The following is a 24,294-nucleotide window of genomic DNA, read 5'->3' on the forward strand; positions in this document are numbered from 1 at the left end:
GACCGTCCACGCAGCCACCACCAGGCCCTGTCGCCCACCCACCGCGTGCGACGCTTCCCGCGATCCCGCGTTGGAAGATCATCGTCGGCATGGCAGCGGTCGGGGCGCTCACCGCCGGGGTCGTGCTGGCCCTGTGGTGGGGCGGGACCCGCGGTCTGGACGGCAAGGCGGCCCTCACGAGCCCTGGTGATCGGCCTCGGCTGAACCAGACCATCCATCATCGTGGTGCGATACCTCCTCGGCGACTCGCCGCCAATGGGCCAGGTTGTCGCGGGTGGTGAGGGTGTGCGGGTGGTCGGGTCCCAGCACCCGTTCCACGTCGGTGAGCAGGTCGGCGATCGCGGTCGCGGCCCCGGCCGGATCGCCTGCTTTCCCCCGGCTGCAGGCCAGGTTGTGACGGGTGGCGAGGGTGTGGAGGTGGTCTGGGCCCAGTACTCGCAGTTGGTCGTCGAGCAGGTCGGCGATCGCGGTCGCGGCCCCGACCGGATCACCCGCCTCCCGCCGCCAGTAGGCGAGGTTGTTACGGGTGATGAGGGTGTCGGGGTGGTCGGGGCCCAGCACCCGCACCCGGTCGGCGAGCAGGTCGACAAGCCCGGCGACGGCCCCGGTCGGGTCTTCCGCCTGCCCTCGCCAGGCGGCCAGATCGTGGCGGGTAGTGAGGGTGTGGGGGTGGTCGGGTCCCAGCACCCGCTCCTGGGCGGTGAGTAAGTCGACGAACCCGGCGACGGCCCCGACCGGGTCGCCGGCCCGCCCCCGCCAGCGGGCCAGGTTGTGACGCGTGGCAAGGGTGTCGGGGTGGTCGGGGCCCAGCACCCGTACCCGGTCGACGAGCAAGTCGGCCGTCGCGGCCGCGGCCCCCACCGGATCACCCGCCTCCCCCCGCCAGCGGGCCAGGTTGTGACGGGCAGTGAGAGTGTCGGGGTGGTCGGGGCCCAGCACCCGCACCCGGTCGACGAGCAAGTCGGCCGTCGCGGCCGCGGCCCCCACAGGATCACCCGCCTGCCCCCGCCAGTAGGCCAGGTTGTGACGGGCAGTGAGAGTGTCGGGGTGGTCGGGGCCCAGCACCCGCATGTGGTCGTTGACCACATCGACAAAACTCGTGACGGCCCCGGCCGGGTCACCCGCCTCTCCCAGCCAGCAAGCCAGGTTGTGGCGGGTGGCGAGTGTGCCGGGGTGGTCAGAGCCGTGGAAGTGGGTGGCAGTGGTGCGCAGGCGGGTGAAGTACTCGCGGGCGCCGACGGCTTGTCCGGCCAGTCCGAGGCTATTCCCGGCCAGGAACAGCACCTCGTGGGGGTTGGGGTGCCACAGGTGGTGGCCGGTGGTGTGCAGAGCGAGGGCGTTGGCGCGCAGGACGGCGGCGTGGGTGGTGTCGCGTTCGATCTCCGGCCAGGCGGCCATCAGGGCGTCGGCGGCGGTGTGGGCCAGGCGCGACATCTCCTGCTCAGGGGTGTGTTCGCGAGTGGCGCGTTGGACCAGGGCGTGCGTCCGCACCTCCGGATGCGGGGTCCGGGTGTCGAGGGTGATCAGGTTGAGCAGGTACAGGCAGGCCAGCCCGTCACGAGCCTGCTCGGCATCGACCACCTCACCGGTGAGTTCGGTGAGGAGGGCTACGACCGGGTCGGCGGTGAGCACCGACAGCGGGATGCCGTTGGGGTCCAGCACCGCGCACAACCGCATCAGCGGGGCGGCCAACCCGGCCGGGTCCACTTTGTCGGCGGCCTCGATCGACAACGACCAGGTGACGTCCACGGTGGCCTGATGCTCATCGGGCAGCGCGTCCGGCGCGGGCAACACCGTGACCAGGCGACGGGCTCGGAACCTGGCCAGGTACTCGACGCAGCTGATGTTGCGGTCGGCGGCGTAGGCGGCGGCCTGTGACAGTGCCAACGGCAGATGCCCCAACGCCTCGGCGAGCTCGGCCGCGCCCTCAGCCAACCCGGGCCGCCGCGCCAACACCGCCCGCAGGTAGGCGGCCGACTCCGCCGGGGTGAACAACCCCACCTCCACCATCGACCCGACCCGGGCCAAGGCGGCGTCGCGGCGCCGGGTCGTCACCAACACCCGCCCACAGGTGGTGCGCGGAGGCCACAGGCCCTTCAGATCACCCGGGGACCGCACGTCGTCGAGGACCACCAGCCACCGGCGCCCTGTACTGGCCAGCCAGTCCACAGCCCGTTGTGCTCCCTGCTCGGCGTCGGCATCGGTGAGACCGGTCAGCTCGGCGGCCAACCGCGCGTAGGCGGCCACCACACCGTCGCGGGAGGTGGCTGCCACCCACACCACCAAGTCCACCTGCCGCCGGTCCCAGGCGCGGTGGGCGTAGTCGGCGGCCAACTGGGTCTTGCTCACCCCGCCCAACCCCGACACCACCCCCACCCCCGAGGAGGTCAACACCGCCGGGCCGTCACCCTCCACCGCCGCGGCCACCGCCCCGGCGACCGCACGGTCCTGGAACCCGCCGACCCGGGCGGGTACCGACCCGAACCGAAACGGCAACCCCACCGGCTCCCGCGCCACCGGCGGATGGAAGTGCACGCCGTCGTGGACAGTCCCGGCCTGCACGACCGGCCCGCTGCCGATACCCGAGAAGGTGTTGCCCCCACCGCCGTCGCCCGCCACGCCCAGATCATCCACCCAACCCCCGCTGGCATTGGCGACCCCGCCTCTCCAACCCCTCGCGTCGACCCGCCCAGCACCGCAGGCGATGTTGCGTTCAGCCCGGGGGACGGACGGCGGACGTACGGCGTTTGTCCGCGCACGGCCGTATTCGTGTGTGGCCGGTCCCGAGGGGCTGTGCTCCGGCGGTCATGAGGCCGTGCGACGCAGGTGGTTGACGCGGGGCGGGTAGGTCACGCTGGCGGCCGAGTTGACGTGGTGGGTGTTGCGGGTGACTCTCCCGCCGGGCATGTCGCGCACCGAAGTCAGCCTGGTACGAGGTCCAGGGAATGCCTGTCGCGCTGCTGTACGTCGCTCCCAGCGACTAAGGCTGGTGCGCGTTCCGCGAGGCGGGCGAGTACGAGGAACCGTTCCCCACGGCAAGCCCAAGAAGAACATCGTGTTCCGGGTCGGTGATGTGTTCGTACGCCACGGCACGCGCAGTGAACGCTGGACCGACGCCGACCGCAGACTGCTCGTCGAGCAGATCGTCGCCCGGCGCAAGGACAGCTGGCGGCGCGAGGCGTTCGCGGAGTGGACCGCGCGGCTCGATCTCGGGTTGGCGGCCCACCGTGTGCAGGCCTCCCGACCGAGGCCGTGACCTGGAAACTCGACGCCAAGACCTTCGACCGGCTCGTCACCGAGTTGCTGCGCCGCAACGACGACATCCCACTGCTGCGCCTACTCGAACAGCTGCCGCGCGAGGCCGCCGAACTACTCGCCGCCCCCGAACAGGAGGACCAGCTGCGGCAACTCCTTGACCGCCTGGTCGCCTTGGCGGCGCTGTGCCTGCGGGTCGAGCGCGCGCGGTGGCACGAGCGAGCCGTCGCAGCGTTGACCCGCGTCTACGCCGTCGGCTTCGACGAGCACGGCCACGAGGCCCACGGTGTGCGATCGGCCCCCAGCTCTGGCTTGAGATCGCCACCCGCGTGGAAGCTCTGGGCGCCTACGCGGTCCGCCGCCAGGCCTGGGCGGCGGTGCGACATCTGGCCAACCGCCAGCCAGGCCTGGCGGCGAGGCATTCACCCGCTACGCCAACTGGTTACGACACGCCCTCGTGACAGCCGGCCGCAAGAACCTGGTCGACACCGACGAACAGCGGACCAGCTTCCTCGGAGGCGCGCACAACATCATCCGCGCGGCGGAGGCCCTACAACCCGACGTCACCGCCGACGACGACACCGTCCTCACCAGCTTGTGCCGGTTCGACTTCTACGTCAGCCTGGTCAGCATCGACCAACACGGCCCCTCCATTAGCAGCTACTACCCGAACTTCGCCCGCTATCTGGGCCGCCGCACCCCACCCGCGGCCCTCGCAGTGATCACCGACCCGGTGCTACGCCACCAACTGTTCCCAGGCGCCGACCACCACCTGGCCGAGGCACTGCGAGACATCGACCAGTACGCCCGGACGCAGAGCTTCCACTTCGACGGCTGGAACGGTTACGACGAGCGAGTGTACGAATGGATCACCAGGCACCTGGGCGACACCGGCACGAAGAACTAGCGCTGGCACCGTGTGGTGGCGGGCCGACTACGACCTCGACGTCCCGGCCCATGCCCGCGATCACGATGATGGCCGTCGATGACCTCGCCTGGTGAGGACTCCATCGCCGAGGCAGCCCGGCGACTTGCTCGCCTCGCCACGACGGTCACCGATCTCCAGAGTCGCCTACGGGACTGGTACCAGGCGTTGGACTCCGTCGACCGAGCTGTGGCCGGGCTTCTCGGGCAGAGCGACCGCGCTGACCGCATCAACCAGGTGACCGGACACGCCGAGCAGTGTTTGCGAGACCTCGACACCACGCTGGACAAGGCCGCGCAGCAGCTCCGCGCGACCGCGGACCACCACCTCGGCACGACCGGTCACCCACCGCCCAGCGGACCTGACCCTCATTTGTCCCACTCCGCACAACGACAGCGCCTTCGTACCGGGTTGCCTCCCGACCTTCCACGCACCAGGGACCGAACCCGGCGGCAGCGCTCCGCCAAGACACACGGCCGATGGATTGGGCTGGACGGGGAGATCCACACCGAGACCAGCGGATGGGACGACAAATATTACGCAGCGGTCACATGGTTCCAACAAGCAGATAAAAAAGTCCCTAACACTACCGCCGATGTGGAAGTGAAACTAGCCGTCCACATGCGCACCAACCGAATCCGTCATATCGTACTGGCGATCAACAACGTGCCATGCGTCGGAGACCTTGGATGCGACACCCTCATACCGCGCATTCTTCCCGCCGGATACACTATGACCGTCCACGGAGCGAACGGATTCCACAAGGTGTACCACGGAAAGGCGCAGAAATGACCATCGTGCGAGCGTTCTTCGACGAGGACGAACCGGTCATGCTCCGAACCCCCGCGGACGTCGCCGCGCTCCTCGCCCGCGCCCAGGCCGATTCGCGGGAGTTCAATCTGCCCTTGTTCATGCAGTGGTACATCGAAGGCTCGGACGCGGTCGAGTTCGGGGTCGGTGTGAACGACGACAGGGGCACCCTCAACTTCACCGGCGGCAATTGGCCCGGCTTGTGGTTCAGTCAAGGCGACCCTGATGCCAGCGAGGAATTGTTGAGCTACGACTACATGAGCCACGAGCGCCCCGTCCCCGCCTCTTGTGAAATCTCGTTCACCCGCGTGGTGCAGGCCGCGCAGGAGTTTCTCTCCACCGGAGAACGGCCCACTTCCATCGCCTGGAAAGAACTCCACAGCGAATAGGCAACTTCATTCTCGGTAGTCGGTGTCGACCTCATGGGCAGGCCGACGTTGGCGGCTTGAGGAACCTGTCATCGGCCAGGTGGATCGCCGCGCTCCGACGGTGTCGGTGACCAACGGTAGCGTCCACGCCGTGAACGTGGAGGAACGGATCCGGAGCTCGCCGATGAGGTCGTCGTGCTGCGCGACGCCTACTACCGGGGCCCGCCGCTAGGGAGCGTCCTCAAAGCCAGAGGGTGAGGGTGGCCAGGTCGATCATGGCTTGGTAGGACAGGGCTGTCTTGTCGTAGCGGGTGACGATCGCCCGGAACTGTTTGAGGCGTTGGAAGCAGCGTTCGACCACGTTGCGGCGGCGGTAGGCGACGCGGTCGAAGGCGGGTGGGCGACCGCCCTTCGCGCCGCGACCAGCGCGGTTGGCGCGCTGGTCGCGGCGTTCAGGGATGGTCGCCCGGATGTGACGGCTGCGCAGATAGGTGCGGATCGCTTTACTGGAATAGCCCTTGTCCGCGAGCACCCGGTCTGGACGCGTGGCCGGCCTGCCGGGTCCGGGTCGCTCGAACCGAACACCCGCCATGACCTCGACGAACCGGGTGCAGTCGTTGACGTTCCCGCCGGTCAAGACCACCGACAACGGCCGACCACGCCCGTCGCACGCGAGATGGATCTTGGTGGTGGGCCCGCCACGCGACCGACCGATAGCATGATCATCTGGTTCGCCCTGCCCGAACCGGGACCCGCTCACCCCCTGTGTGCGGTCGAGGCCGGCGAGCGCCCGCCGCATGCTGATGCGCGCGCACGATCGAGGAATCGACTGACACCTCCCGGTCGAGCTCGTCGATCGCCTCAGCGATCACCCGCACCCTCCGCACCAACACGGTGAGGGTGCCGTTGCGGGACCAGCGCCAGAACCGGTTGTAGACCGTCTTCCACGGCCCGTACCGCTCCGGCAGATCCCGCCAGGCAATCCCGATCTTGCACTTGAAGAGCATCCCGTTGATCACCCGACGGTCATCCACCCGCGGACGCCCCTTCGCACCCGATGCCGGCAACAAGGGCTCAATGACCCGCCACTGCTCATCAGTCAGCTCATGCCTACGCACCACGACACAAGATCAAACCAGGTCACCCACACACACTTTGAGGACGCTCCCTAGTCGGGGGTCCACCAGCAGGCCGAATCGAACCGCCGTGCGCCCGCTCGTGTCAGGTTGCCGCGATCAGGTCGCGGGCGCGGGTGTCGAGGTCGAGAGCGAGTCGCATTCCGCGGGCGCGCAGACCGGCGATGTCCCCCCGTATCCGTTTGAGGGCCTTGCGGGTGCGGACCGAGCTGACCCCGCTCATGTGGTCCAGAGCGCGCATCCAGGTCGTGCAGGCCTGTTCGTGGCCGCCGCGCCGAAAGTGCATGCGCGCGGCGGAGTCGAGGTCGAGCGCGGCGATGCGGGCGTAGGTGTCGGTAGGGCGCGCGGTGGCCGAGCGGGTGTACTGCTCCGCGGCGGCAGCGTGTTCGCCCAGGGTCTCGTAGACCCGGGCTGCGCGGGAATGTACCGAGGCGCGGGGCGGGCCCCAGGTCAGTGCCCAGAACGGCAGCTCGCCGGCGGGAGCGGTGTCGATCAGGCGGCGGGAATGGTCGAGTTCGGCGCGGGCGGCGGGGCCGAGCCCGACCTTGGCCAGGGTGTGGGCGTGCACGACGCGAAACAGGGCCTCGATGTGCGGGTCCACCATGCCTTTGGCCCGGTTGAGGCCGGTTTCGGCCAGCCCGAGGCAGTGCTCCGGGCGGTGCAGCCGCAGTCCCTGCATGGCCATGGTGCGCATGACGAACCCGTCGTGCCCGGTCACCTCCGATTCGCATGCCAAGGCGTAGGACTGGAGGAAGTAGCGTTGCGCGAGGCCGTGTTGGCCGGTGTCGTAGTGCTTCCAGCCGAGCAGGTGCACGCCACGACTGGCGGCGGACAGCATCTCCCGGCGCACTGCGTCGCTGTGGAACCGGCCACGGCACAGCGAAGCGACCTCGTCGCGAAGATAGGCGACGAGGGCGGTGCGGCCGTGGTCTCCGCCATGGCGTTCGTCCAGCTCGGTCAGCGCGGCCACCATGTCCCTGACGGCCAGTACTTCCGGCATGCCGACGGTGTGGCCGGTGCGCGCGGCCGCGCGGGTACGGGCCGCCGCGTCGTGCAGGCGGGACAGTGGAAGCGCGGCGGAGGCGATCGAATAGGCCGAGCCGAGCAGAAAGCGGCGGCGTCCGACCTCCTGGCTCCACATCAGGTGCAACGTGTCCAGCGGATCGGAGGTGAGCACGGCACCGAGCAGTCCGTCGGGTTCCTCCTCGGCGCCCAACCCGAGATCGGCCGCAGTCACCACCCTGCCCAACCTGCGAGACAAGGCCGCAGCGAGGAAGCGGACTGTCTCGGTCCGAGGGATGGCGCCGGAGAGCCAATGCTCGACATTGGACTTGTTGGTGCGTAGACAAACACCGCATTCAGCGGCGACCTCGCGCACGGCCGCGGCGAGTGCCTGATAGGTCAGGTCGGCCTCGGCGACCACGTCGCGCAGCCGTGTATTGGGTGTGCGTGAACGTCGTCCTGTGGTCATGAGCGTTCGCCTCTATACCCGGTATACCGATCGCCGCCACCGACACCGTACCGCCCGCGCGACGTGATCGGTTGACTACATCCGAGCGACGGCGAGGGCTCGCGGCCCCGGAACGTGGGAGCGAACATGAACGTACGTGGGCGGGGGTGCCGCGGTCGCGGCCGGGCAACGACGATCCGGTGCAGGGACGGCCGGGGCCGTCGGGCCAAGGTCGTCGTGGAGCTCACCGGTGACGCTCGGGTCGCCGTCACCGGTGCATCGATCGGGCTGGCGTTGTTGAGTCCGGGGCAGTGCGGTCGAGTGCGGGAGGACCTTCGCCGGGCCGCTCTCGATTGCCTCGGTGGCCTGTCCGCGCGCGTGTTCCCCGCCGCACGGGGGACCCTCAGCGTGGAATACGACGGCCACACCATCACCCTGCTCACCTCGGCAGGGCACGTGGAGTTGACACCCCTGCAAACCGGCCGCCTCAGAGCGTGTTTGAGATCTTCAGGTGGTGGTGAGTGGGCGTGGTCCGAGTCGGGTCGCGGCGTGTCCGCGGGCGATGCGTCGGGTCATGGTGGTGATGGCGGCCCAGCGGATGATGGCCTCGGAGGTGGCGGGGTGGCGTTCGTGGTCACGGGCCAGGCGTCGGTGTGCGGTGAGCCAGGCGAAGGTGCGTTCGACCGCCCACCTTCTGGGAATGACCGCGAAGCCTGTCCGGTCCGGGGGTTTGCGGACGATCTCGATCGTGGTCCGCAGCGTGCGGGCCCAGTCGACGAAGGCGCCGGCGAACCCGGCGTCGGCGAACAGGTACCGGACACGACGAGTCGCCTTGCCCATGATCTGGCGGTGACGCAGTTCCAGTACGAGTTTCTTGCCGCCGTCGCGGTCCTGCACACCGGCGGGCAGCACCAGCGCCACCAGCAGCAGGCCAAGAGTGTCGGTCACGATGAACCGCTTACGCCCGTTGACCTTCTTGCCCGCGTCGTAACCCCGGGTGTCGACACCGACGGTGTCGGAGCCCTTCACCGACTGCGAGTCCATGAGCCCGGCGCTCGGCTCCGGGTCACGACCCGCCTGCTCCCGGACCATCGCGCGCAGGGCGTCGACCATCCGGAAGGTCAACTTCCGCTGCTTCCAGCGAGTGAAGTACCAGTACACCGTCTCCCACGGCGGAAAATCCGCAGGCAGCTGCCGCCACGCGCAGCCCGTACGCACTACATACAGGATCGCGTCCACGATCTCCCGACGAGGATGCTTCTCCGGCCGACCACCCCGAGGATGCGCCGACGGCGCCGGCAGCAACGGCTCCACCACCACCCACTCGGCATCGGACAGATCCGACGGATACCGCTGCTCACGCGCCACGAGGGCCACCCTGGTGGACCACACCCACAAGATCAAGCAGCCACGCCGATCAAGATCTCAAACACGTTCTGAGACGCCCGTGAATGGCATCGAGTGAAGCGGCGGCGTATGGGTGCCCTGTGGACGGCGCGGCGTCGTTCGGCGACAGAGTGCCGCGCCGTGGTGAAGCAAGATCCTCGCCCAGCACCGGGCCCGACGCCCGCTCTGACAGGGGAGCGGGTGTTTGTCGGTGGTCGGGTTCTGCGGCGGGACCAACTGCTGGGCACGGGCAGGTTGCCGTTGATGACGAAGGTGACGACGGCGCTGGGTGAGTGCGGGGCGGTCATCCCGTGGTGCTGAGGACCGAGGACGAACAGGTAGTTCTCCGGGTACCGATGGGCAGCACCTGGTTACGCCCATGATCGGCATCAGATCCCCGCGAAGAGGTGTTCGTGCACGAGCCGGACGGCCATCGCGCCTTCGCCGACGGCCGATGCGACTCGTTTGACTGAGCCCCGGCGCACGTCGCCCACCGCGAACACGCCCGGTCTGCTCGTTTCCAGCACCAGCGGACGCCGGGACACGTGCTGCCACCCGTCGTCGGCGCGGCTGCCGTCGGCGTCCGCGCCGGTCAGCACGAAGCCGTCCTCGTCGAGCGCCACCAGACCGGAAAGCCAAGCGGTGTGCGGGGAGGCCCCGATGAAGACGAACAGCGCCCGGACGTCGAGCTCTCGACGTTCACCGGTGCGGTTGTTCTCCACGACCAGCGCTTCGAGCATCGCGTTACCCACGACGCCGCGGACTTCGTTGTGGGTCAGCACGGTCACCCTCGGGTGTCGTTCGACCTGGTCGACGAGATAGCGCGACATGTTCCGGGTGAGGTCGCCGCCGCGGACCAGGAGGTAGACCCGCGGCGAGTCCTGCGCGAGGAACACCGCTGCCTGGCCCGCGGAGTTGCCGCCACCCACCACACCGACCGGTGACGACCCGCAGGTCCTGGCTTCGTGCAGGGTCGCAGCGTAGTGGACGCTGGTGCCCTCGAACTCCGCGATCCCGGGCACCTCGAGCCTGCGGTAGTGGGCGCCGGTGGCGATCACCACCGCGCGGGCGGCGATCTCCACACCGTCGTCGAATCCGACCACGTAGTCGCCGTCACGCGGTCGCAGCGTCCGCGCGCAGGCGGGAACCGCGACGCGGACGCCGAACTTGTCGGCCTGGATCAACGACCGTTCGGCCAGCTCCGCCCCGGAGATCCCGCTGGGGAAGCCGAGGTAGTTCTCGATCAGTGACGTCGTCGCGGCCTGCCCACCGGCCGCCAACGCCTCCACTGAGGACACCGACAGGCCGTCGGACGCGCCGTAGACGACCGCGGCCAAGCCCGCGGGACCGGCGCCGACGACCAGCAGGTCGACGACTCCACGCTGCGCATCCGCTCGTCGCAGGCCCATTCGCCGGGCCAACTCGGCGTTGCTCGGGTTGCGCAGGACGTCCGTTCCGCGCAGCACCACGACCGGGGTGTCGCCGATGTCCACACCGAACCGGCGCAGCAACACCTCGGCCTGCGTGTCCTTCTCCAGGTCCACCAGCCGGTGCGGCAGCCGGTTGCGCGCCGCGAACTCCAGCAGCCGCCTGGTGTCCGGCGAGTAGCAGGAGCCGACGACGCGGAATCCGCTGCCGCCGCCGATCAGCAGCGAGCGCCGGATCAGGTAGGCGCGCAGGATCTGCTCGCCGAGTGCGGGGTCACCGAGCACCAGTCGGCGCAGCGCGGCCACCGACACTGCGAGCACCTCACCGTCCTCGGCGAGGACCGCGCCGACGAATGCCGGTTGTCCCTCGAGCAGGCCGAGTTCGCCGAGGAACCGACGCGGCCCGTGCACGCGGACGATCTCCTGCTCGTCGCCGAAGCCCTCGACGACGGCGACTGTGCCCTCGAGGACCACGAAGAACTCCGACGCGGGCTCGCCCTGGGCGTACAGCACGTCGCCCGAGCCGGTCCGACGGCGCTCACCGACGACGGCGAGCGTGTCGACCTGCTCGTCGGTCAGGCGCGGGAACGCGCCGTACGGATCAGGGGTCTCGACCAGTCGCGGACCTGCCTGCGCGGTCATACGAAGGCCTGGTCGACGTAGCACCAGCGCCAGGTCTCCCCCGGCTCGAACGATCGCACGATCGGGTGGCCCGCGGCGTGCGCGTGCCTGCTCGCGTGTTTCATCGGCGACGAGTCGCAGCAGCCGACGTGGCCGCAGGTCAGGCAGAGCCTCAGGTGCAGCCACGGCGTGTCTGCGATCAGGCACTCCGCACAGCCCTGCGGGGTCTGCGGCACGACGTCCCGTACGAGCGCGAGGTGCCGGTCGACGATGGCCGTCATCGCGTGCCGCCCTTCCAGGCCTGCCGGTCGAACGTCAGCGACAGGCCGCTATCGAGCAGCCAGACGTCCTGGCCGGGTACGGTTCCCTGTCCGGTCGGTCGGAAACTGCCGAGCCTGCGCATGCCGGGTGCGTTGAGGTACATGCCGATCAACCCGGCGGTGAACGCCGTCAGGCCGGTGTCGGTGTGGGCCGCGGGCACGACCGGCACCGGCAGCGCGACCCCGGTCGCGATCCCGGCCGCCGACAGGGCTTTGCCGAACAGCTCCGGTCGCAACTCACCGAGCACGGGATACGCATCGGCCCCGAAGCCGTGCACTTGCTCGGCGACCGACCTGTCCGCGTCGACCTCGCCGAACCCGGAATCGAGCATGATCGCGCCCGCGGTGAGCCGCAGCGGCAACCGCCGCACTGGTTTCCCGTTCATGTTCTGACCTCCTTGGTGAAATCCTGCGACGACGTGAGCGTCCGGTCGAGCAGGCCGCGCAGCACAGTGACGGGTGCGGCACCCGCCTGCCGCGCGAGGACCTCGCCGCCACGCGGCACCAACAGCGCTGGCGCGGCCGCTGGCAGCCGGTTCGTGTGTCCACAGTGGTCGCAGACGACAGTGCTGGTTGTCATGCCGCAGCTCTGCTCTCTCCGGTGGTGTAGGTGACAGTCAGGTCGTCGTCCACGGCGTCGACGGTGATCACCAGACCGTCGGTGAGTTCGCCGCGCAGCAACGCGCGGCCGATGCGCGTCTCGACCTCGTGCGAGATGTACCGGTGCAGCGGCCGGGCGCCGTAGACGGGGTCGAAGCCGCGGCGGGCGATGGACTTCCTGGCGGTGTCGGTCAGTTCGACGGTGACGCGCTGCTCGGCGAGCCGGTCGCGCACCTGGTCGAACAGCAGGTCGACGATGCGTTCGATCTGCGGCAGCGCCAGCGGGGTGAACAGCACGATGTCGTCGACGCGGTTGAGGAACTCGGGCCGGAAGTGGTGCCGCAGCTCGGCCAGTACCGCGTCGCGGGCGTCCGGTTCGATCTCGCCGTGCGAGGTGACGCCGTCCAGCAGCACCCGCGAGCCGATGTTGGAGGTCATGATGATCACCGTGTTGCGGAAGTCGACGGTGTGGCCACGCGCGTCGGTGACGCGGCCGTCATCGAGCACCTGCAGGAGGGTGTTGAACACGTCCGGGTGCGCCTTCTCGACCTCGTCGAACAACACGACCGAGTAGGGCTTGCGCCGCACCGCCTCGGTGAGCTGGCCACCCTCGTCGTAGCCGACGTATCCGGGCGGCGCGCCGAGCATCCTGCTGACTGTGTGCCGTTCCTGGTACTCGCTCATGTCCAGCCGGACCAGGTTGTCCTCGCTGTCGAACAGCGCGGCGGCCAGCGTCTTGGCGAGTTCGGTCTTCCCGACTCCGGTCGGGCCGAGGAAGATGAACGACCCGATCGGCTTGCGCGGATCGCGGATGCCCGAGCGGGCGCGGATGATCGCGTCGGCGACGAGCCGCACCGCCTCTTCCTGGCCGACGACGCGTTGGCGCAGGATGTCGTCGAGCCGCAGCAGTTTCGCCCGTTCGCCCTCCTTCAGCCGGACGACGGGGACGCCGGTCCAGGCCGCGACGATCTCGGCGATCTCGTCCTCGGTGACGACCTCTCGCAGCAGCCGCGCCTTGCCCTGCTTCGACGCGAGTTGCCCCTCCTCAGCGGCCAGCCGCCGTTCGAGTTCGCGGATCCGGCCGTAGCGCAGTTCGGCGGCGCGGTTGAGGTCGTAGTCGCGCTCGGCCACCTCCGCCTCGTGGCGCAGCCGTTCCAGCTCCGAGCGGAGGTCCTGCACGCGGCGGATCGCCCGCCGCTCGGCCTCCCACTGCGCCGTCTTGGCGTCGGCCTCGGCCCGCAGGTCGGCGAGTTCCCGACGGAGATCGGCCAGTCTCGCCTCGCTCGCCGCGTCGGTCTCCTTGGACAGCGCGGCCTCCTCGATCTCCAGCCGGGTGACCCGCCGGGTGAGCTCGTCGAGTTCGGCGGGCATGGAGTCGATCTCGGTCCGCAGCCGCGCGCAGGCCTCGTCGACCAGGTCGATGGCCTTGTCCGGGAGGAACCGGTCGGTGATGTAGCGGTGCGACAGCGCCGCGGCGGCGACCAGCGCGCCGTCCTGGATCTTGACGCCGTGGAACACCTCGAACCGCTCGCGCAGGCCGCGCAGGATCGAGACGGTGTCCTCCAGTGTCGGCTCGTTCACCACGACCGGCTGCAACCGCCGCTCGAGGGCGGCGTCGGTCTCGATGTGCCTGCGGTACTCGTCGAGCGTGGTGGCGCCGATCATGTGCAGCTCACCGCGGGCGAGCATCGGTTTGAGCATGTTGCCCGCGTCCACCGCGCCCTCGGCGGCGCCTGCGCCCACGACGGTGTGCACCTCGTCGACGAACAGCAGGATGCCGCCCTCGGCTGCCCTGACCTCGGCGAGCACGGCCTTGAGCCGCTCCTCGAACTCGCCGCGGTACTTCGCCCCGGCGACCAGCGCGCCCATGTCGAGGGAGAAGATCGTCTTGTCGCGCAGCCCCTCCGGCACGTCGCCGCGCACGATGCGCTGGGCGAGCCCCTCGACGATCGCGGTCTTGCCGACGCCGGGATCGCCGATCAGCACCGGGTTGTTCTTCGACTTCCGGGATAGGATCTGCACGACGCGGCGGATCTCGGTGTCCCGGCCGATCACCGGGTCGAGCTCGCCCGCGCGCGCGTCGGCGACCAGGTCCCGGCCGTACTTGTCCAGGGCCTCGTAGGCGCCCTCCGGCGTGGCGGAGGTGACCCGCTGGTTGCCGCGGATCTTGGTCAACACGGTCAGGAACGACTCCCGCGTCACGCCGAACTCGGCTAGCCACCTGCCCGCCGCGCTCGTGGTCCCCTCGTCGAGCAACGCGAGCACCAGGTGTTCCACGGAGACGTAGGAGTCCTTGAGCCGGGTCGCCGCCCGCTCGGCCGCGGCCAGCAGGCCAGCGAGGCGCTGCGTCAGGTACACCTGGCCGGGCGTCGCACCCGGCCCGGTCACCGTGGGCCGACGGCCGAGTTCCGCCTCGACCGCGGCGCGCAACCCGGCGAGGTCCACGCCTGCCTGGTCGAGCAGCCGGGGCACCAGGCCATCGGGCTGGTCGAGCAGCGCCAGCAGCAGGTGCTCGCCGTCGGTCTCGGGGTGGCCAAGCCGAGCGGCCTCGCTCTGGGCCTGCCGCAGCGCTTCCTGTGTCCGCTGGGTCAGCTTGCTCATGTCCATCGCCGGTGGCTCCTGACTTGGGCTTCGAGAACCTCGATGCGGTCCAGCAGGTCGAGCACGAGCCCGATCGCCGCGTAGTTGAGGGCGAGCCCGGTGCGCAGCCGCTGGACGCGAGCCAGCGCGGGCACCGCCTTCGGCGTGAACCGCAGCCGTCCGATCACGTCTGTCGTGCTGTCCACCAGGCTCATCGCGGCGAACCTGCGGACCAGGTCGGGATGCAGTCCACTGCGCGCGGCCACCTCGTCGACGCTGAGCAGCACGGGACGCACCAGCTGGTACTTCGCCATCACGTCCCCCTCGGATCGAACTCGGACACCGCCGCCAACTCCTCGAACAGCTCGCGTTCCCGCTTGCGGAGCCTCTTCGGCACCATGACCCGCACCTCGGCGTACAGATCGCCCGGTTTCCCCCGTGGATCAGGCATTCCCTCGCCGCGCAACCGAAGGCGGCGGCCGCTGGACGCGCCGGGCGCGACCCGAACCTTCACCTCGCCACCCGGTGTGTCGACGGGAACGGTCGCGCCGAGCGCGGCCTCCCACGGCGACACCGGAAGGTCGATGTGGAGGTCCCGGCCGGACAGCCGATAGCGCCGATGCGGCTTGACGCGGACGATGAGGTACAGGTCCCCGGCCGCCGCGTTGCCGGATCCCGTGCCGCCCTGCCCGGCGAGGCGGATGCGCTGGCCGTCCATGACGCCGGGCGGGATCGTCACGTCGTAGTCGCGCTGCCCCGACCCGCGCAACGTCAGGTGCTTGTGCCCGCCGCGGTAGGCCTCCTCGACGGTGAGCTCCAGCTCGGCCTGCTGGTCGGCGCCGGGGATCGACGCTCCGCCGCCCCTACCCCGGAACAAGCCGCTGAACAGGTCCTCGATGTCCTCGAAGCCGCCGACCCCCCGGCCCGCCGAGGTGTAGCGGGTGCGGCCGTCGGCGTGGGCACGTTCGTCGACGTCGTCCGGCACGTGCCGGAAGTCCGCCCCGAACCGGTCGTACCTGCGGCGCTGGTCCGGGTCGGACAGCACCTGGTAGGCCGCGCCGACCTCCTTGAAACGCTCCTCGGCGCCGGGATCGGAGTTGACGTCCGGGTGGTACTGGCGGGCCAGCTTCCGGTACGCCCGCTGTATCTCGTCGGTGCTCGCGGTCCGGGGGACGCCGAGTGCGCCGTAGAAGTCGCCATGGGGCGTTCGGTCTGCCACCGGCCGTCACTCCCGGGACCCGCTGACGGCCACTGCCGTCGGCCGAAGCTCGTGCCCGTCGGCTCCGTAGCCCGGCCGCACCACGCGTACCACGGTGTTCGGCCCGGTCCCCGCGTCGTCGACGACAGCGACGACCTCGTGCCGCTTCGGGTCGAACGGCACGCCGGTCTCGTCGTCGCGCGGGTAGCCGAGCGCGGCGAGCACCTGCACAGCCTGGTCGCGGATCGCCAGCACACCTCGCACGACCGTGTCCGGGTCGGCGTCGGCGTGCGCGAGAGCCAGTTCGAGGTTGTCGAGCACGGGCAGCCAGGCGGCGGCCACCCGCGCGCGTTCGGCCTCCCGGACCCGGGCGAGTTCGACAGCGTGGCGCTTGCGCAGGTTGTCGAGGTCGGCCACGGCCCGCCGCCACCGGTCGTCGAGCTCGGCGACCCGATCCTCTACCGTCGGAGCTGGCACCTCCTGGGAGTCTGCGCCTGCGTCCGCCGCCTTACCTGGGGTGGCCATCACCGAGTCCTCACGCACGGTCGAAATCGGCGTCGACCACGTCGTCCGCGCCACCCTGCGAGGGCGGGTGCTCTTCGCCGCCATCGCGGACAGCGCTGAGGGACGCGTGCACCTGTTGCAGTTCCGAGGTCAGCGACCGGACCTGCGCCAGCGGTGCCTCGGACTTCACGGCCTCGCGGGCTTGGTCGACCAGCATCTCCGCGCGGGCCTTCTCGTGTGCGGGCGTGTCCGCGGTGATGGCGCGGCCAACCTGGTAGGCGACCGTGTCCAGCATGTTGCGTGCGTCCACCTCGTCGCGCAGCCGCTGGTCGTCGGCCTGGTTGCGGTCGGCCTCGCTGACCATGCGGTCGATCTCGTCCTTGTCGAGGTTGGAGCTCTCGCTGATCGTGATGCCCTGCTCGGCGCCGGTGTCCTTGTCCTTGGCGGTCACGTTGACGATTCCATTGGCGTCGACGTCGAAGGTGACCTCGACCTGCGGTTCGCCGCGCGGCGCAGGACGGATGTCGGTGAGCTGGAACCGGCCGAGCACCCGGTTGTCGGCGGCACGCTCCCGTTCGCCCTGCAGCACCACGACGTCCACGGCAGGCTGGTTGTCCTCGGCCGTGGAGAAGACCTCCGTGCGCCGGGCCGGGATCGTCGTGTTCCGCTCGATGATCTTCGTCATCACGCCGCCGCGGGTCTCCACGCCAAGCGACAGGGGCGTGACGTCGAGCAGCAACACGTCCTTCACGTCACCGGTGAGCACACCGGCCTGGACGGCGGCGCCGAGCGCCACGACCTCGTCCGGGTTGACGCCCATGTTCGGGTCCTTGCCGCCGGTCAGCCTGCGGACCAGGCCCTGCACGGCCGGGATCCGGGTGGACCCGCCGACCAGGATGACCTCGTCGATGTCGTTCGCGGTCACCTTCGCGTCGGCCATCGCCTGCTTGACCGGGCCGAGGCAGCGCTCGACGAGGTCGGCGGTGATCTGCTCGAACACCGACCGCGTCAGCGTGGTCGTCAGGTGCTTGGGGCCGTCCTTGTCAGCGGTGATGAACGGCAGGCTGACGCTGGTCTGGCTGACCGAGCTGAGTTCGACCTTGGCCTTCTCGGCGGCCTCGAACAGCCGCTGCAACGCCTGCGGGTCCGACCGCAGGTCGATGCCGTTCTCCTGCTGGAACTTCTCGGCCAGGTGGTCGACGATGCGGCGGTCGAAGTCGTCGCCGCCGAGATGGGTGTCACCCGCGGTCGACCGGACCTCGACCACGCCGTCGCCGACGTCGAGCAGGCTCACGTCGAACGTGCCGCCACCGAGGTCGAACACCAGGACCGTCTCGTGGCCCTTCGAGTCCAGCCCGTAGGCCAGCGCGGCGGCGGTGGGCTCGTTGATGATCCGCAGCACGTCGAGACCCGCGATCTTGCCCGCGTCCTTGGTCGCCTGGCGCTGGGCGTCGTTGAAGTAGGCGGGCACCGTGATCACGGCCTCGGTCACCCGCTCGCCGAGGAACTTGCCCGCGTCGTCGGCGAGCTTGCGCAACACCTGCGCGCTGATCTCCTCCGGCGCGTGCAGCTTGTCGCGGACCTTGAACCGCACGACGCCGCCGTCGCCCTCGACCACGTCGAAGCCGACAGCCTTGGCCTCGTCGCCGACCTCGTCGAACTTGCGGCCGATGAAGCGCTTCGCGGAGTTGATCGTGCCCTTCGGGTTGAGGATCGCCTGGCGGCGGGCCAGTTGACCGACCAGCCGCTCACCCGACTCGGTGAACGCGACCACCGACGGGGTGGTGCGGGCGCCTTCGGTGTTGGCGATGACCGTGGGCTCACCACCCTCCCAGACGGCGATCACCGAGTTGGTCGTGCCGAGGTCGATGCCGACAGCCTTGGCCATCACCAGCCCCCGTCCATCTTGGCCAGCATGTCCTTGGCCCGGTCGGCCACCTCGGCGTCGACGTGCAGTTCGTACCGGCTCGGCCGCATCACGCGGATCGAGGCGAAGTCGCGACGGCCGCGCTGCGACGCGTGCACGACCAAACCGAAGACCGCCCCGAGGATCGCGCCGAAGACGAGGCCGTAGAGCGCGAGCGTGAGGGAAGCCAGCACCGGCGTGAACCAGTTGAACAGGCCGAACAGCCAGCCGATCAGCAGACCGGTGAACGCCCCGGAACCGGCTCCGCGCAACGCGGCGCCGCCGTAGTTCAACCGACCGACGACCTGCTCGACCAGTTGCACGTCGGACCCGACTATCGCGACCCGTTGTACCGGGAAACCGTTGTCCGACAGGTAGTCCACCGCGCGCTCGGCATCGCTGTAGTTCGCGTAGGTCGCGATCTGCCGACGGTGGTTGTCCCCTGTCTGTGGCGACATGGGCGCGGTGGCGCCTTGCTGCGCGGTCATCACGTGCCTCCTAGGCGTGTGTCGGTTCACGGGAACCGGTCTCGATCCTCCGGTTCTGTTCCGTCTGGGTGCCGATCTCGACCTTGCGCGGCTTGCTCGCCTCGGCGACCGGGATGGTGATCGTGAGCACCCCTCGGTCGAAGTCGGCGGACAGCGCTCCGCTGTCCAGGTTGTCGCCGAGGAACAGCTGCCTGCTGAACTCGCCCCGCGGCCGTTCGTCGACGACCAGGTCGTCGCCGTCGCCGCGCAGCGGGCGGCGGCTGGCCCGCACGGTGATCACGTTGCGCTCCACGGTGACGCCGACCTCGGCGGGGTCCACCCCCGGCAGGTCCAGCGCGATGACGAACTCGTCGCCGTGGCGGAACGCCTCCATCGGCATCGCGTGCGGTACACGGCTGCCGCCGAAGGCCTGCTCCGCCAACCGATCCAGATCGCGGAACGGGTCAAATCGCATCAAAGTCATTGTTACGCCTCACTTCGGTCCAGACTTCCCGGTCGCGCCGAAGACTCACCGGCTTGATGGCGACTCATGGCACGGATTTCCCTGCGGTGCGTCGTCTTTGGTTCTCCGACGAGCCGAGGCCGGCGGTCCCGGCTGCGCTCCACGCTGGCACGGGCTGCGGCGGTGTCGCGTGCTCCTACGAGGGTGAAATCCGCGCGATCAACCGGCCCAGCAGGCCAGAAGGCCGGACGGAGCGGGGTTCGCGGTGTTGGTGGTGATCCTGGTGGACCAGACGCGACGTCCGTAGCCGCTGATGGGCACGGCCAGGGAAGCGAGCATGGCTCAGGACGATCTAGCCAGACCGGACACCTCGTGGCGGGAGCGGCTGGGCAACTTCCACGGCCTGTGCGTCGTCTCGATGACGATGTTCGACGGCCGTGGTGCCGATGACAATTCCGCGACGAACAGCGCGGCCTGCCGCAGGTCGGGCGCGACGACGACAGGCACGGGTGCCTGCACGTGACAAGGGCATCCCACCGGCACGACCTCCCGTGTCCGCCACGGCCGCGGGCAGCGGATCGTCGTCGCGCTGTGTCGACCCCATGGTTATCCGGGCTGTCACCGGGTAGGCCTACTCGGCGAGCCGTGCGGCAGGGCGAGCACGACAGGAAGAGATGCGGCGCCGGGACCGGCAGCGGGACCAGATGAGTACCGGTCCGGACGTGACACAGCCGGTGGGGCCGGGGCCGGTGCGCCGGATCAACGGCGTGGCTGACCCGGTGCGGTCGTGAGCAGCGGTGCCGGTGGTCTCAGTCAGCGCGGGAGCCGATCCACGCGGTCGAGTTCCTGACGAGCAGGCGGACGGGATTGTGGGCAACGCGATGGGCGCGACCGCGCTGGAACCGGCAATCGCCCACTGCGGTGACCGCCGCGGGTTCGCGGCTGGCGGAGGTCACCGGCGCCGCCGCAGCACTGGACGTGCCTGCCACCCGAGCGGAACGGACCAGCTCCGCGCAAGCGGCGCGGGGCACGCGCGAAGGGAGAACCGATGGACCTGACAGCGACGACGACCATACGCAAACCCGCACCGGAGGTGTACGCGTTCTGGCGCGATCTGGAGAACCTGCCGACCTTCATGGCACACCTCGACCAGGTCCGCACCACCGGCGCGACGACGAGCCACTGGTCGGCCAGCGCACCGTTCGGCAAGGACCTCGAGTGGGACGCGGAGATCGTCGACGAGACGCCTACCGAGAAGATCCAGTGGCGGTCGACCGGGGAAGCGGCCGTGCCGAACTCCGGCACCGTGCGGTTCGTGCCCGCCCCCGACGGTGTCAGCACCGAGGTGCACGTCGCGTTGGTGTACGACCTCCCCGGCGGCGCGGTGGGCAAGGCGGTCGCCAAGTACTTCGGCGAGGAACCGCACCAGCTGCTCGACGACGACCTGCGCAGGCTCAAGCAGGTGCTGGAGACCGGCGAGGTGGTCCGGTCCGACGGAGCCCCGTGGGGCAAGCGGGCACGAGAGGAGTTCCCGCAGCGCCCCGCGCAGCCGCTGTCGGACGCCGAGGTCGAGAAGGGAGCGGAAGCGTGAGGGCGAACACCTGGGCGGGCCGCAACAAGGTCGAGGTCCGCGACGTGCCGGACCCGCGGATCCTGAACAGCCGCGACGCCATCGTGCGGATCACCTCGACGGCGATCTGCGGGTCGGACCTGCACCTGGTCGACGGGTACGTGCCGACCATGCAGGACGGCGACGTCCTGGGCCACGAGTTCATGGGCGAGGTGATCGAGGTCGGCCCCGGCGTCGCGCGGGACCGGCTGAGCGTCGGGGACCGCGTCGTCGTGCCGTTCCCCATCGCCTGCGGCGCGTGCGCCGCGTGCGCCGCCGAGCTGTACTCCTGCTGCGAGAACACCAATCCCAACGCGGGCATCGCGGAGAAGATGTTCGGTCACCCGGTCGCCGGGATCTTCGGCTACTCGCACCTGACCGGGGGCTACGCGGGCGGGCAGGCGCAGTACGCACGGGTGCCGTTCGCCGACGTGAACCCCTTGAGGATCGAGTCCGACCTGACCGATGAGCAGGTGCTGTTCCTGTCCGACATCCTGCCCACCGGCTACATGGGCGCCGAGATGTGCGACATCCAGCCCACCGACGTGGTGGCGGTCTGGGGGGCGGGCCCGGTCGGCCAGTTCGCCATGGACAGCGCCCGCGTGCTCGGCGCCGCGCGGGTCATCGCCATCGACAAGGAGCCCTACCGGCTGCGGATGGCCGAGCAGGCGGGCCACACGCCGGTGAACTTCGAGGAGGTCGACGTCCGGTCCGCACTGCTGGAACTGACCGGCGGGCGAGGCCCGGACAAGTGCATCGACGCGGTGGGCATGGAGGCCACCCACGGAAGCGCGCACATCGCCGCCTACGACCGGCTCAAGCAGGCTGTGCGGTCGGAGACCGACCGCCCGCACGCGCTGCGCCAGGCGATCACATCCTGCCGCAGCGGCGGGGTGGTCTCGGTGATCGGTGTCTACGGCGGTCTCCTGGACAAGTTCCCCGCCGGTGCGTGGATGAACCGGTCGCTGACCCTGCGGACCGGGCAGTGCCATGTCCAGCGCTACATGAAACCGCTGCTGGCACGCATCGAACGTGGAGAGATCGATCCGACCCGGATCATCACCCACACCCTGCCCCTCGACGAGGCGGACCGCGGCTTCGAGATCTTCAAGAACAAGGAGGAGGACTGCGAGAAGGTCGTCCTCAAACCCTGACCGGCGACCGCACGCGACGTAGCCGGGCCGGGTGCCCACGGACACCGACAGGCGCCGAGGAGCGAGGTGAACCACATGAACGAACCACACCAGGTGGCCGTCGGCGTGCTGGCCGACGCGGGGCTGCCGGCGCGGGTGATCACGACGATCGCCGACGAGCTCCCCGGTGTCTTCGCCGACCGGGTGAGCGGGCAGACGCGGTGGCGGGTGGAGCACGAGATCGACCAGCTGCCGCTGGACGAGGACGGCGACATCCCGATGCGCGCCTTGTCGGAGCGGTACCGGCAGGACCGGGGCTGGGACCTGCTGGTCCTGGTCACCGATCTGCCCCACCGCGCGGGAACGAGCCCCGTCGTCGCGGGCGTCGACGTCGAGCACGGTGTCGCGGTGATCTCCATGCCCGCGCTCGGTGCCGTCCTGGTGCGGCGCCGGACGCGGGCGCTGCTGATCCGCGTCGTGCGGCAACTGGTGTCGCGGCAGCCCGGGACGGACTGGGAGCACGACCAGCAGGGGGCGGCGGCACGGGTTCGCGAGGCGCTGGCCCCCACGCAGCGGCTGCCCGACGACCGCGACTCGCCGACGACACACGTCGCTCTGGTCGGGCTGCGCGGCAGGCTGCGGCTGCTGGCCGGGATGATCCGGGACAACCGCCCGTGGCGCCTCGTCCCCCATCTCGCAGGCGCCACCGCGGCCGCGGCCGGAACCGCCGCCTACGGCATCATCACCAGCTCGTTCTGGAAGCTCGCGGACTCCCTGCCACCCCTGCGACTGGCCGCGATCACCGTGGTCACCATCGTGGTCATGACGGTGTGGCTGACCGTGTACAACCACCTCTGGGACCGGCCCACCGAAGTGGCGGATCGGCGCAAAGCGCTGCTGTACAACGTCTCCACGGCAACCACACTGGCGATCGGGGTGGCGTGCATGTACGCGATCCTGTTCGTGCTCGCCTTGCTCGCCTCAGCCGTCCTGATCGACAGCGACTACCTCGCTCAAACGCTGGGACACCCGGTCGGCGTGGGGTCGTACCTGAACCTGGTGTGGCTGTGCAGCTCGGTCGGCATCGTCGCAGGCGCCCTCGGGTCGAGCCTGGAGGACGAGGAGAAGGTCCGCAACGCGACCTACAGCCGTCGCGAACGGGAACGCCAGAAGCGCAACCAGCGCCGGTCGGGACGCCGCAGGTCCGAGGACCGGAGCCCGGACAGCTGATGGCTGCCCACCCGGTCACGACGGATGCCGACGTGCTCGTCGTCGCCCGGCGGACACCCGACCGATCGCGGTATCACCGCGGTCGACCTCCCACCCCGGGACGCCCCTTCGAGACCCGCGTTTCGGGGCGGCGGTGACGGCCGCCAGGGTGGCGGCCAAGCCGGGGCCTTGAGCAGCAGTCGAACAGCCACAGATCACCGATCGACGAACATCACACAACAGCAGGTCAGCCCGGCGACCGAGTTCCCGACCAGCACAGCCACACAGGTGGCCAGTAGGACGATCGGGATCGAGGTCAACGCCGGATCGCGCCTTGACCTTGGCCAACCCGCCCGGAAGGCCGTGCTCCTACCTGCGACATCGTCGCAGGTAGGAGCACCCAGACCCGGCGTACGAGAAAAACTGTCTCCGCTGGAGTAGACAATCCCCTGCGGCTGTGCATATGATGGTCCAGTCACAGAGGAGAAAACGTCCTATAGGCGTGGGAGATGATGAACTGCCCACGGGTAGGTCGCAGTTCGAGCTGCTGGCCGAGGTCGCCGGGTACCACGCGGGCGGTCCGAAGGCCAGGAGTAGTCGACACGCGGTTCCGGGAGGAAGGCAGTTCGCGCCACCCGGAGGTCGACGGTCGCAAGGCACGAGCGATCAGGCACGTCGGAGCCGAGCCGTGGAAGGGGTTCCGGGTGGTGATCGCAGTTGGTCGGTGAGGGGCGTTCGAACACGGATGAGGCCCTTCGCCGACCGAGCAAGTGCAGGCGAGTCAAGAGTCCGGTGAACAAGGCAAGAATCAGAGGAGAAGGGAAGGGTTGCACGCCATCGGATTTCCCGCCGAGGAGTGAAGCGCTCAAGGCGGGTACCGCACTCGAGTCAGATGGGGTGGTGGTTTCCGGTTACGTACAAACGATT

General features: G+C 69.7%; 23 protein-coding genes and 1 pseudogene. 8 read left to right on the plus strand and 16 right to left on the minus strand.

Features of this window, described 5'->3' with window-relative positions:
* Positions 1-174: 174 nt before the first annotated feature.
* Positions 175-2,634, minus strand: coding sequence for a tetratricopeptide repeat protein (locus CLV40_RS21220; RefSeq protein WP_104480702.1), 2,460 nt, complete (start codon positions 2,632-2,634; stop codon positions 175-177).
* Positions 2,635-2,989: 355 nt separating this feature from the next.
* Between CLV40_RS21220 and CLV40_RS21225 the strand changes: the two genes are divergently transcribed.
* Complete coding sequence (locus tag CLV40_RS21225; RefSeq protein ID WP_146108155.1) at positions 2,990-3,256, plus strand: hypothetical protein; 267 nt, start codon at positions 2,990-2,992, stop codon at positions 3,254-3,256.
* A 113-nt stretch (positions 3,257-3,369) separates the two neighbouring features.
* Here the strand turns inward: CLV40_RS21225 and CLV40_RS38175 are convergent, their stop codons facing one another.
* Complete coding sequence (locus CLV40_RS38175; protein ID WP_181043636.1) at positions 3,370-3,531, minus strand: hypothetical protein; 162 nt, start codon at positions 3,529-3,531, stop codon at positions 3,370-3,372.
* Positions 3,532-3,712: 181 nt separating this feature from the next.
* Between CLV40_RS38175 and CLV40_RS21230 the strand changes: the two genes are divergently transcribed.
* From CLV40_RS21230 to CLV40_RS21240, 3 genes are all read left to right on the plus strand, one after another.
* The gene (locus tag CLV40_RS21230; protein ID WP_104480704.1) at positions 3,713-4,162 is read left to right on the plus strand and encodes a hypothetical protein; all 450 of its coding nucleotides are present in this window, start codon (positions 3,713-3,715) and stop codon (positions 4,160-4,162) included.
* 78 nt (positions 4,163-4,240) lie between these two features.
* Entirely contained in the window at positions 4,241-4,972 is a 732-nt protein-coding gene (locus CLV40_RS21235) for a DddA-like double-stranded DNA deaminase toxin (RefSeq protein ID WP_104480705.1), read from the plus strand.
* The gene (locus CLV40_RS21240; protein ID WP_181043637.1) at positions 4,969-5,379 is read left to right on the plus strand and encodes an Imm1 family immunity protein; all 411 of its coding nucleotides are present in this window, start codon (positions 4,969-4,971) and stop codon (positions 5,377-5,379) included. Before CLV40_RS21235 ends, CLV40_RS21240 begins: the two co-directional genes overlap by 4 nt.
* 220 nt (positions 5,380-5,599) lie before the next feature.
* On the opposite strand, the pseudogene CLV40_RS21245 reads toward CLV40_RS21240, so the two are convergent.
* From CLV40_RS21245 to CLV40_RS21310, 14 genes and pseudogenes are all read right to left on the minus strand, one after another.
* Positions 5,600-6,479 (minus strand): annotated as a pseudogene (locus CLV40_RS21245) (IS5 family transposase).
* Positions 6,480-6,579: 100 nt separating this feature from the next.
* Positions 6,580-7,965, minus strand: a complete 1,386-nt coding sequence (locus tag CLV40_RS21250; protein ID WP_104480707.1) for a tetratricopeptide repeat protein — start codon at positions 7,963-7,965, stop codon at positions 6,580-6,582.
* Between the two features lie 486 nt (positions 7,966-8,451).
* Positions 8,452-9,345 carry an IS5 family transposase gene (locus CLV40_RS21255; RefSeq protein WP_104480741.1) on the minus strand — a complete coding sequence of 298 codons (894 nt, stop codon included), beginning with the start codon at positions 9,343-9,345 and terminating at the stop codon, positions 8,452-8,454.
* Positions 9,346-9,719: 374 nt separating this feature from the next.
* Positions 9,720-11,399, minus strand: coding sequence for an FAD-dependent oxidoreductase (locus tag CLV40_RS21260; RefSeq protein WP_104480708.1), 1,680 nt, complete (start codon positions 11,397-11,399; stop codon positions 9,720-9,722).
* Positions 11,396-11,659: a UBP-type zinc finger domain-containing protein gene (locus CLV40_RS21265; protein WP_104480709.1), complete on the minus strand. Its 264-nt coding sequence runs from the start codon at positions 11,657-11,659 to the stop codon at positions 11,396-11,398. Before CLV40_RS21265 ends, CLV40_RS21260 begins: the two co-directional genes overlap by 4 nt.
* Positions 11,656-12,084: a hypothetical protein gene (locus CLV40_RS21270; protein ID WP_104480710.1), complete on the minus strand. Its 429-nt coding sequence runs from the start codon at positions 12,082-12,084 to the stop codon at positions 11,656-11,658. The genes CLV40_RS21265 and CLV40_RS21270 overlap by 4 nt, the downstream gene beginning before the upstream one ends.
* Complete coding sequence (locus CLV40_RS21275; protein WP_104480711.1) at positions 12,081-12,278, minus strand: YbbN family protein; 198 nt, start codon at positions 12,276-12,278, stop codon at positions 12,081-12,083. The genes CLV40_RS21270 and CLV40_RS21275 overlap by 4 nt, the downstream gene beginning before the upstream one ends.
* Entirely contained in the window at positions 12,275-14,905 is a 2,631-nt protein-coding gene (gene clpB / locus CLV40_RS21280; protein WP_104480712.1) for an ATP-dependent chaperone ClpB, read from the minus strand. Before clpB ends, CLV40_RS21275 begins: the two co-directional genes overlap by 4 nt.
* A complete protein-coding gene (locus CLV40_RS21285; protein ID WP_104480713.1) occupies positions 14,896-15,192 on the minus strand; it encodes a chaperone modulator CbpM in 297 nt (98 codons plus the stop codon). Before CLV40_RS21285 ends, clpB begins: the two co-directional genes overlap by 10 nt.
* On the minus strand, positions 15,192-16,097 hold the full coding sequence (locus CLV40_RS21290) for a DnaJ C-terminal domain-containing protein (protein WP_104480714.1): 906 nt from the start codon (positions 16,095-16,097) through the stop codon (positions 15,192-15,194). Before CLV40_RS21290 ends, CLV40_RS21285 begins: the two co-directional genes overlap by 1 nt.
* Before the next feature lie 6 nt (positions 16,098-16,103).
* On the minus strand, positions 16,104-16,553 hold the full coding sequence (locus tag CLV40_RS21295; RefSeq protein WP_342752290.1) for a nucleotide exchange factor GrpE: 450 nt from the start codon (positions 16,551-16,553) through the stop codon (positions 16,104-16,106).
* A 58-nt stretch (positions 16,554-16,611) separates the two neighbouring features.
* Positions 16,612-18,468, minus strand: coding sequence for a molecular chaperone DnaK (gene dnaK, locus CLV40_RS21300; RefSeq protein WP_104480715.1), 1,857 nt, complete (start codon positions 18,466-18,468; stop codon positions 16,612-16,614).
* Positions 18,468-18,974 (minus strand): YflT domain-containing protein, encoded by a 507-nt coding sequence (locus CLV40_RS21305; protein ID WP_104480716.1) that lies wholly within the window; start codon positions 18,972-18,974, stop codon positions 18,468-18,470. Before CLV40_RS21305 ends, dnaK begins: the two co-directional genes overlap by 1 nt.
* A 10-nt stretch (positions 18,975-18,984) precedes the next feature.
* The gene (locus CLV40_RS21310) at positions 18,985-19,437 is read right to left on the minus strand and encodes an Hsp20/alpha crystallin family protein (protein WP_104480717.1); all 453 of its coding nucleotides are present in this window, start codon (positions 19,435-19,437) and stop codon (positions 18,985-18,987) included.
* 316 nt (positions 19,438-19,753) lie between these two features.
* Between CLV40_RS21310 and CLV40_RS21315 the strand changes: the two genes are divergently transcribed.
* The 4 genes from CLV40_RS21315 to CLV40_RS21330 all read left to right on the plus strand — a co-directional run bounded on the left by CLV40_RS21315 (position 19,754) and on the right by CLV40_RS21330 (position 23,388).
* Entirely contained in the window at positions 19,754-19,939 is a 186-nt protein-coding gene (locus CLV40_RS21315) for a hypothetical protein (protein ID WP_146108156.1), read from the plus strand.
* A gap of 525 nt (positions 19,940-20,464) precedes the next feature.
* Positions 20,465-21,007, plus strand: a complete 543-nt coding sequence (locus CLV40_RS39725) for an SRPBCC family protein (RefSeq protein WP_104480719.1) — start codon at positions 20,465-20,467, stop codon at positions 21,005-21,007.
* Complete coding sequence (locus tag CLV40_RS21325; protein ID WP_104480720.1) at positions 21,004-22,179, plus strand: zinc-dependent alcohol dehydrogenase; 1,176 nt, start codon at positions 21,004-21,006, stop codon at positions 22,177-22,179. Before CLV40_RS39725 ends, CLV40_RS21325 begins: the two co-directional genes overlap by 4 nt.
* Positions 22,180-22,254: 75 nt before the next feature.
* A complete protein-coding gene (locus CLV40_RS21330) occupies positions 22,255-23,388 on the plus strand; it encodes a hypothetical protein (protein WP_104480743.1) in 1,134 nt (377 codons plus the stop codon).
* The last annotated feature ends 906 nt before the right edge of the window (positions 23,389-24,294 follow it).

Origin of the sequence: Actinokineospora auranticolor (assembly GCF_002934265.1) — a bacterium.
GTDB classification, from domain to species: domain Bacteria; phylum Actinomycetota; class Actinomycetes; order Mycobacteriales; family Pseudonocardiaceae; genus Actinokineospora; species Actinokineospora auranticolor.

Coding starts and splice junctions, on each gene's coding strand:
- CLV40_RS21235 (WP_104480705.1), top strand. CDS start 4,241: ATGACCTCGCCTGGTGAGGACTCCATCGCCGAGGCAGCCCGGCGACTT.
- CLV40_RS21240 (WP_181043637.1), top strand. CDS start 4,969: ATGACCATCGTGCGAGCGTTCTTCGACGAGGACGAACCGGTCATGCTC.
- CLV40_RS21250 (WP_104480707.1), bottom strand. CDS start 7,965: ATGACCACAGGACGACGTTCACGCACACCCAATACACGGCTGCGCGAC.
- CLV40_RS21260 (WP_104480708.1), bottom strand. CDS start 11,399: ATGACCGCGCAGGCAGGTCCGCGACTGGTCGAGACCCCTGATCCGTAC.
- CLV40_RS21265 (WP_104480709.1), bottom strand. CDS start 11,659: ATGACGGCCATCGTCGACCGGCACCTCGCGCTCGTACGGGACGTCGTG.
- CLV40_RS21270 (WP_104480710.1), bottom strand. CDS start 12,084: ATGAACGGGAAACCAGTGCGGCGGTTGCCGCTGCGGCTCACCGCGGGC.
- CLV40_RS21275 (WP_104480711.1), bottom strand. CDS start 12,278: ATGACAACCAGCACTGTCGTCTGCGACCACTGTGGACACACGAACCGG.
- clpB (WP_104480712.1), bottom strand. CDS start 14,905: ATGGACATGAGCAAGCTGACCCAGCGGACACAGGAAGCGCTGCGGCAG.
- CLV40_RS21285 (WP_104480713.1), bottom strand. CDS start 15,192: ATGGCGAAGTACCAGCTGGTGCGTCCCGTGCTGCTCAGCGTCGACGAG.
- dnaK (WP_104480715.1), bottom strand. CDS start 18,468: ATGGCCAAGGCTGTCGGCATCGACCTCGGCACGACCAACTCGGTGATC.
- CLV40_RS21305 (WP_104480716.1), bottom strand. CDS start 18,974: ATGACCGCGCAGCAAGGCGCCACCGCGCCCATGTCGCCACAGACAGGG.
- CLV40_RS21310 (WP_104480717.1), bottom strand. CDS start 19,437: ATGACTTTGATGCGATTTGACCCGTTCCGCGATCTGGATCGGTTGGCG.
- CLV40_RS21315 (WP_146108156.1), top strand. CDS start 19,754: ATGGCTCAGGACGATCTAGCCAGACCGGACACCTCGTGGCGGGAGCGG.
- CLV40_RS39725 (WP_104480719.1), top strand. CDS start 20,465: ATGGACCTGACAGCGACGACGACCATACGCAAACCCGCACCGGAGGTG.
- CLV40_RS21330 (WP_104480743.1), top strand. CDS start 22,255: ATGAACGAACCACACCAGGTGGCCGTCGGCGTGCTGGCCGACGCGGGG.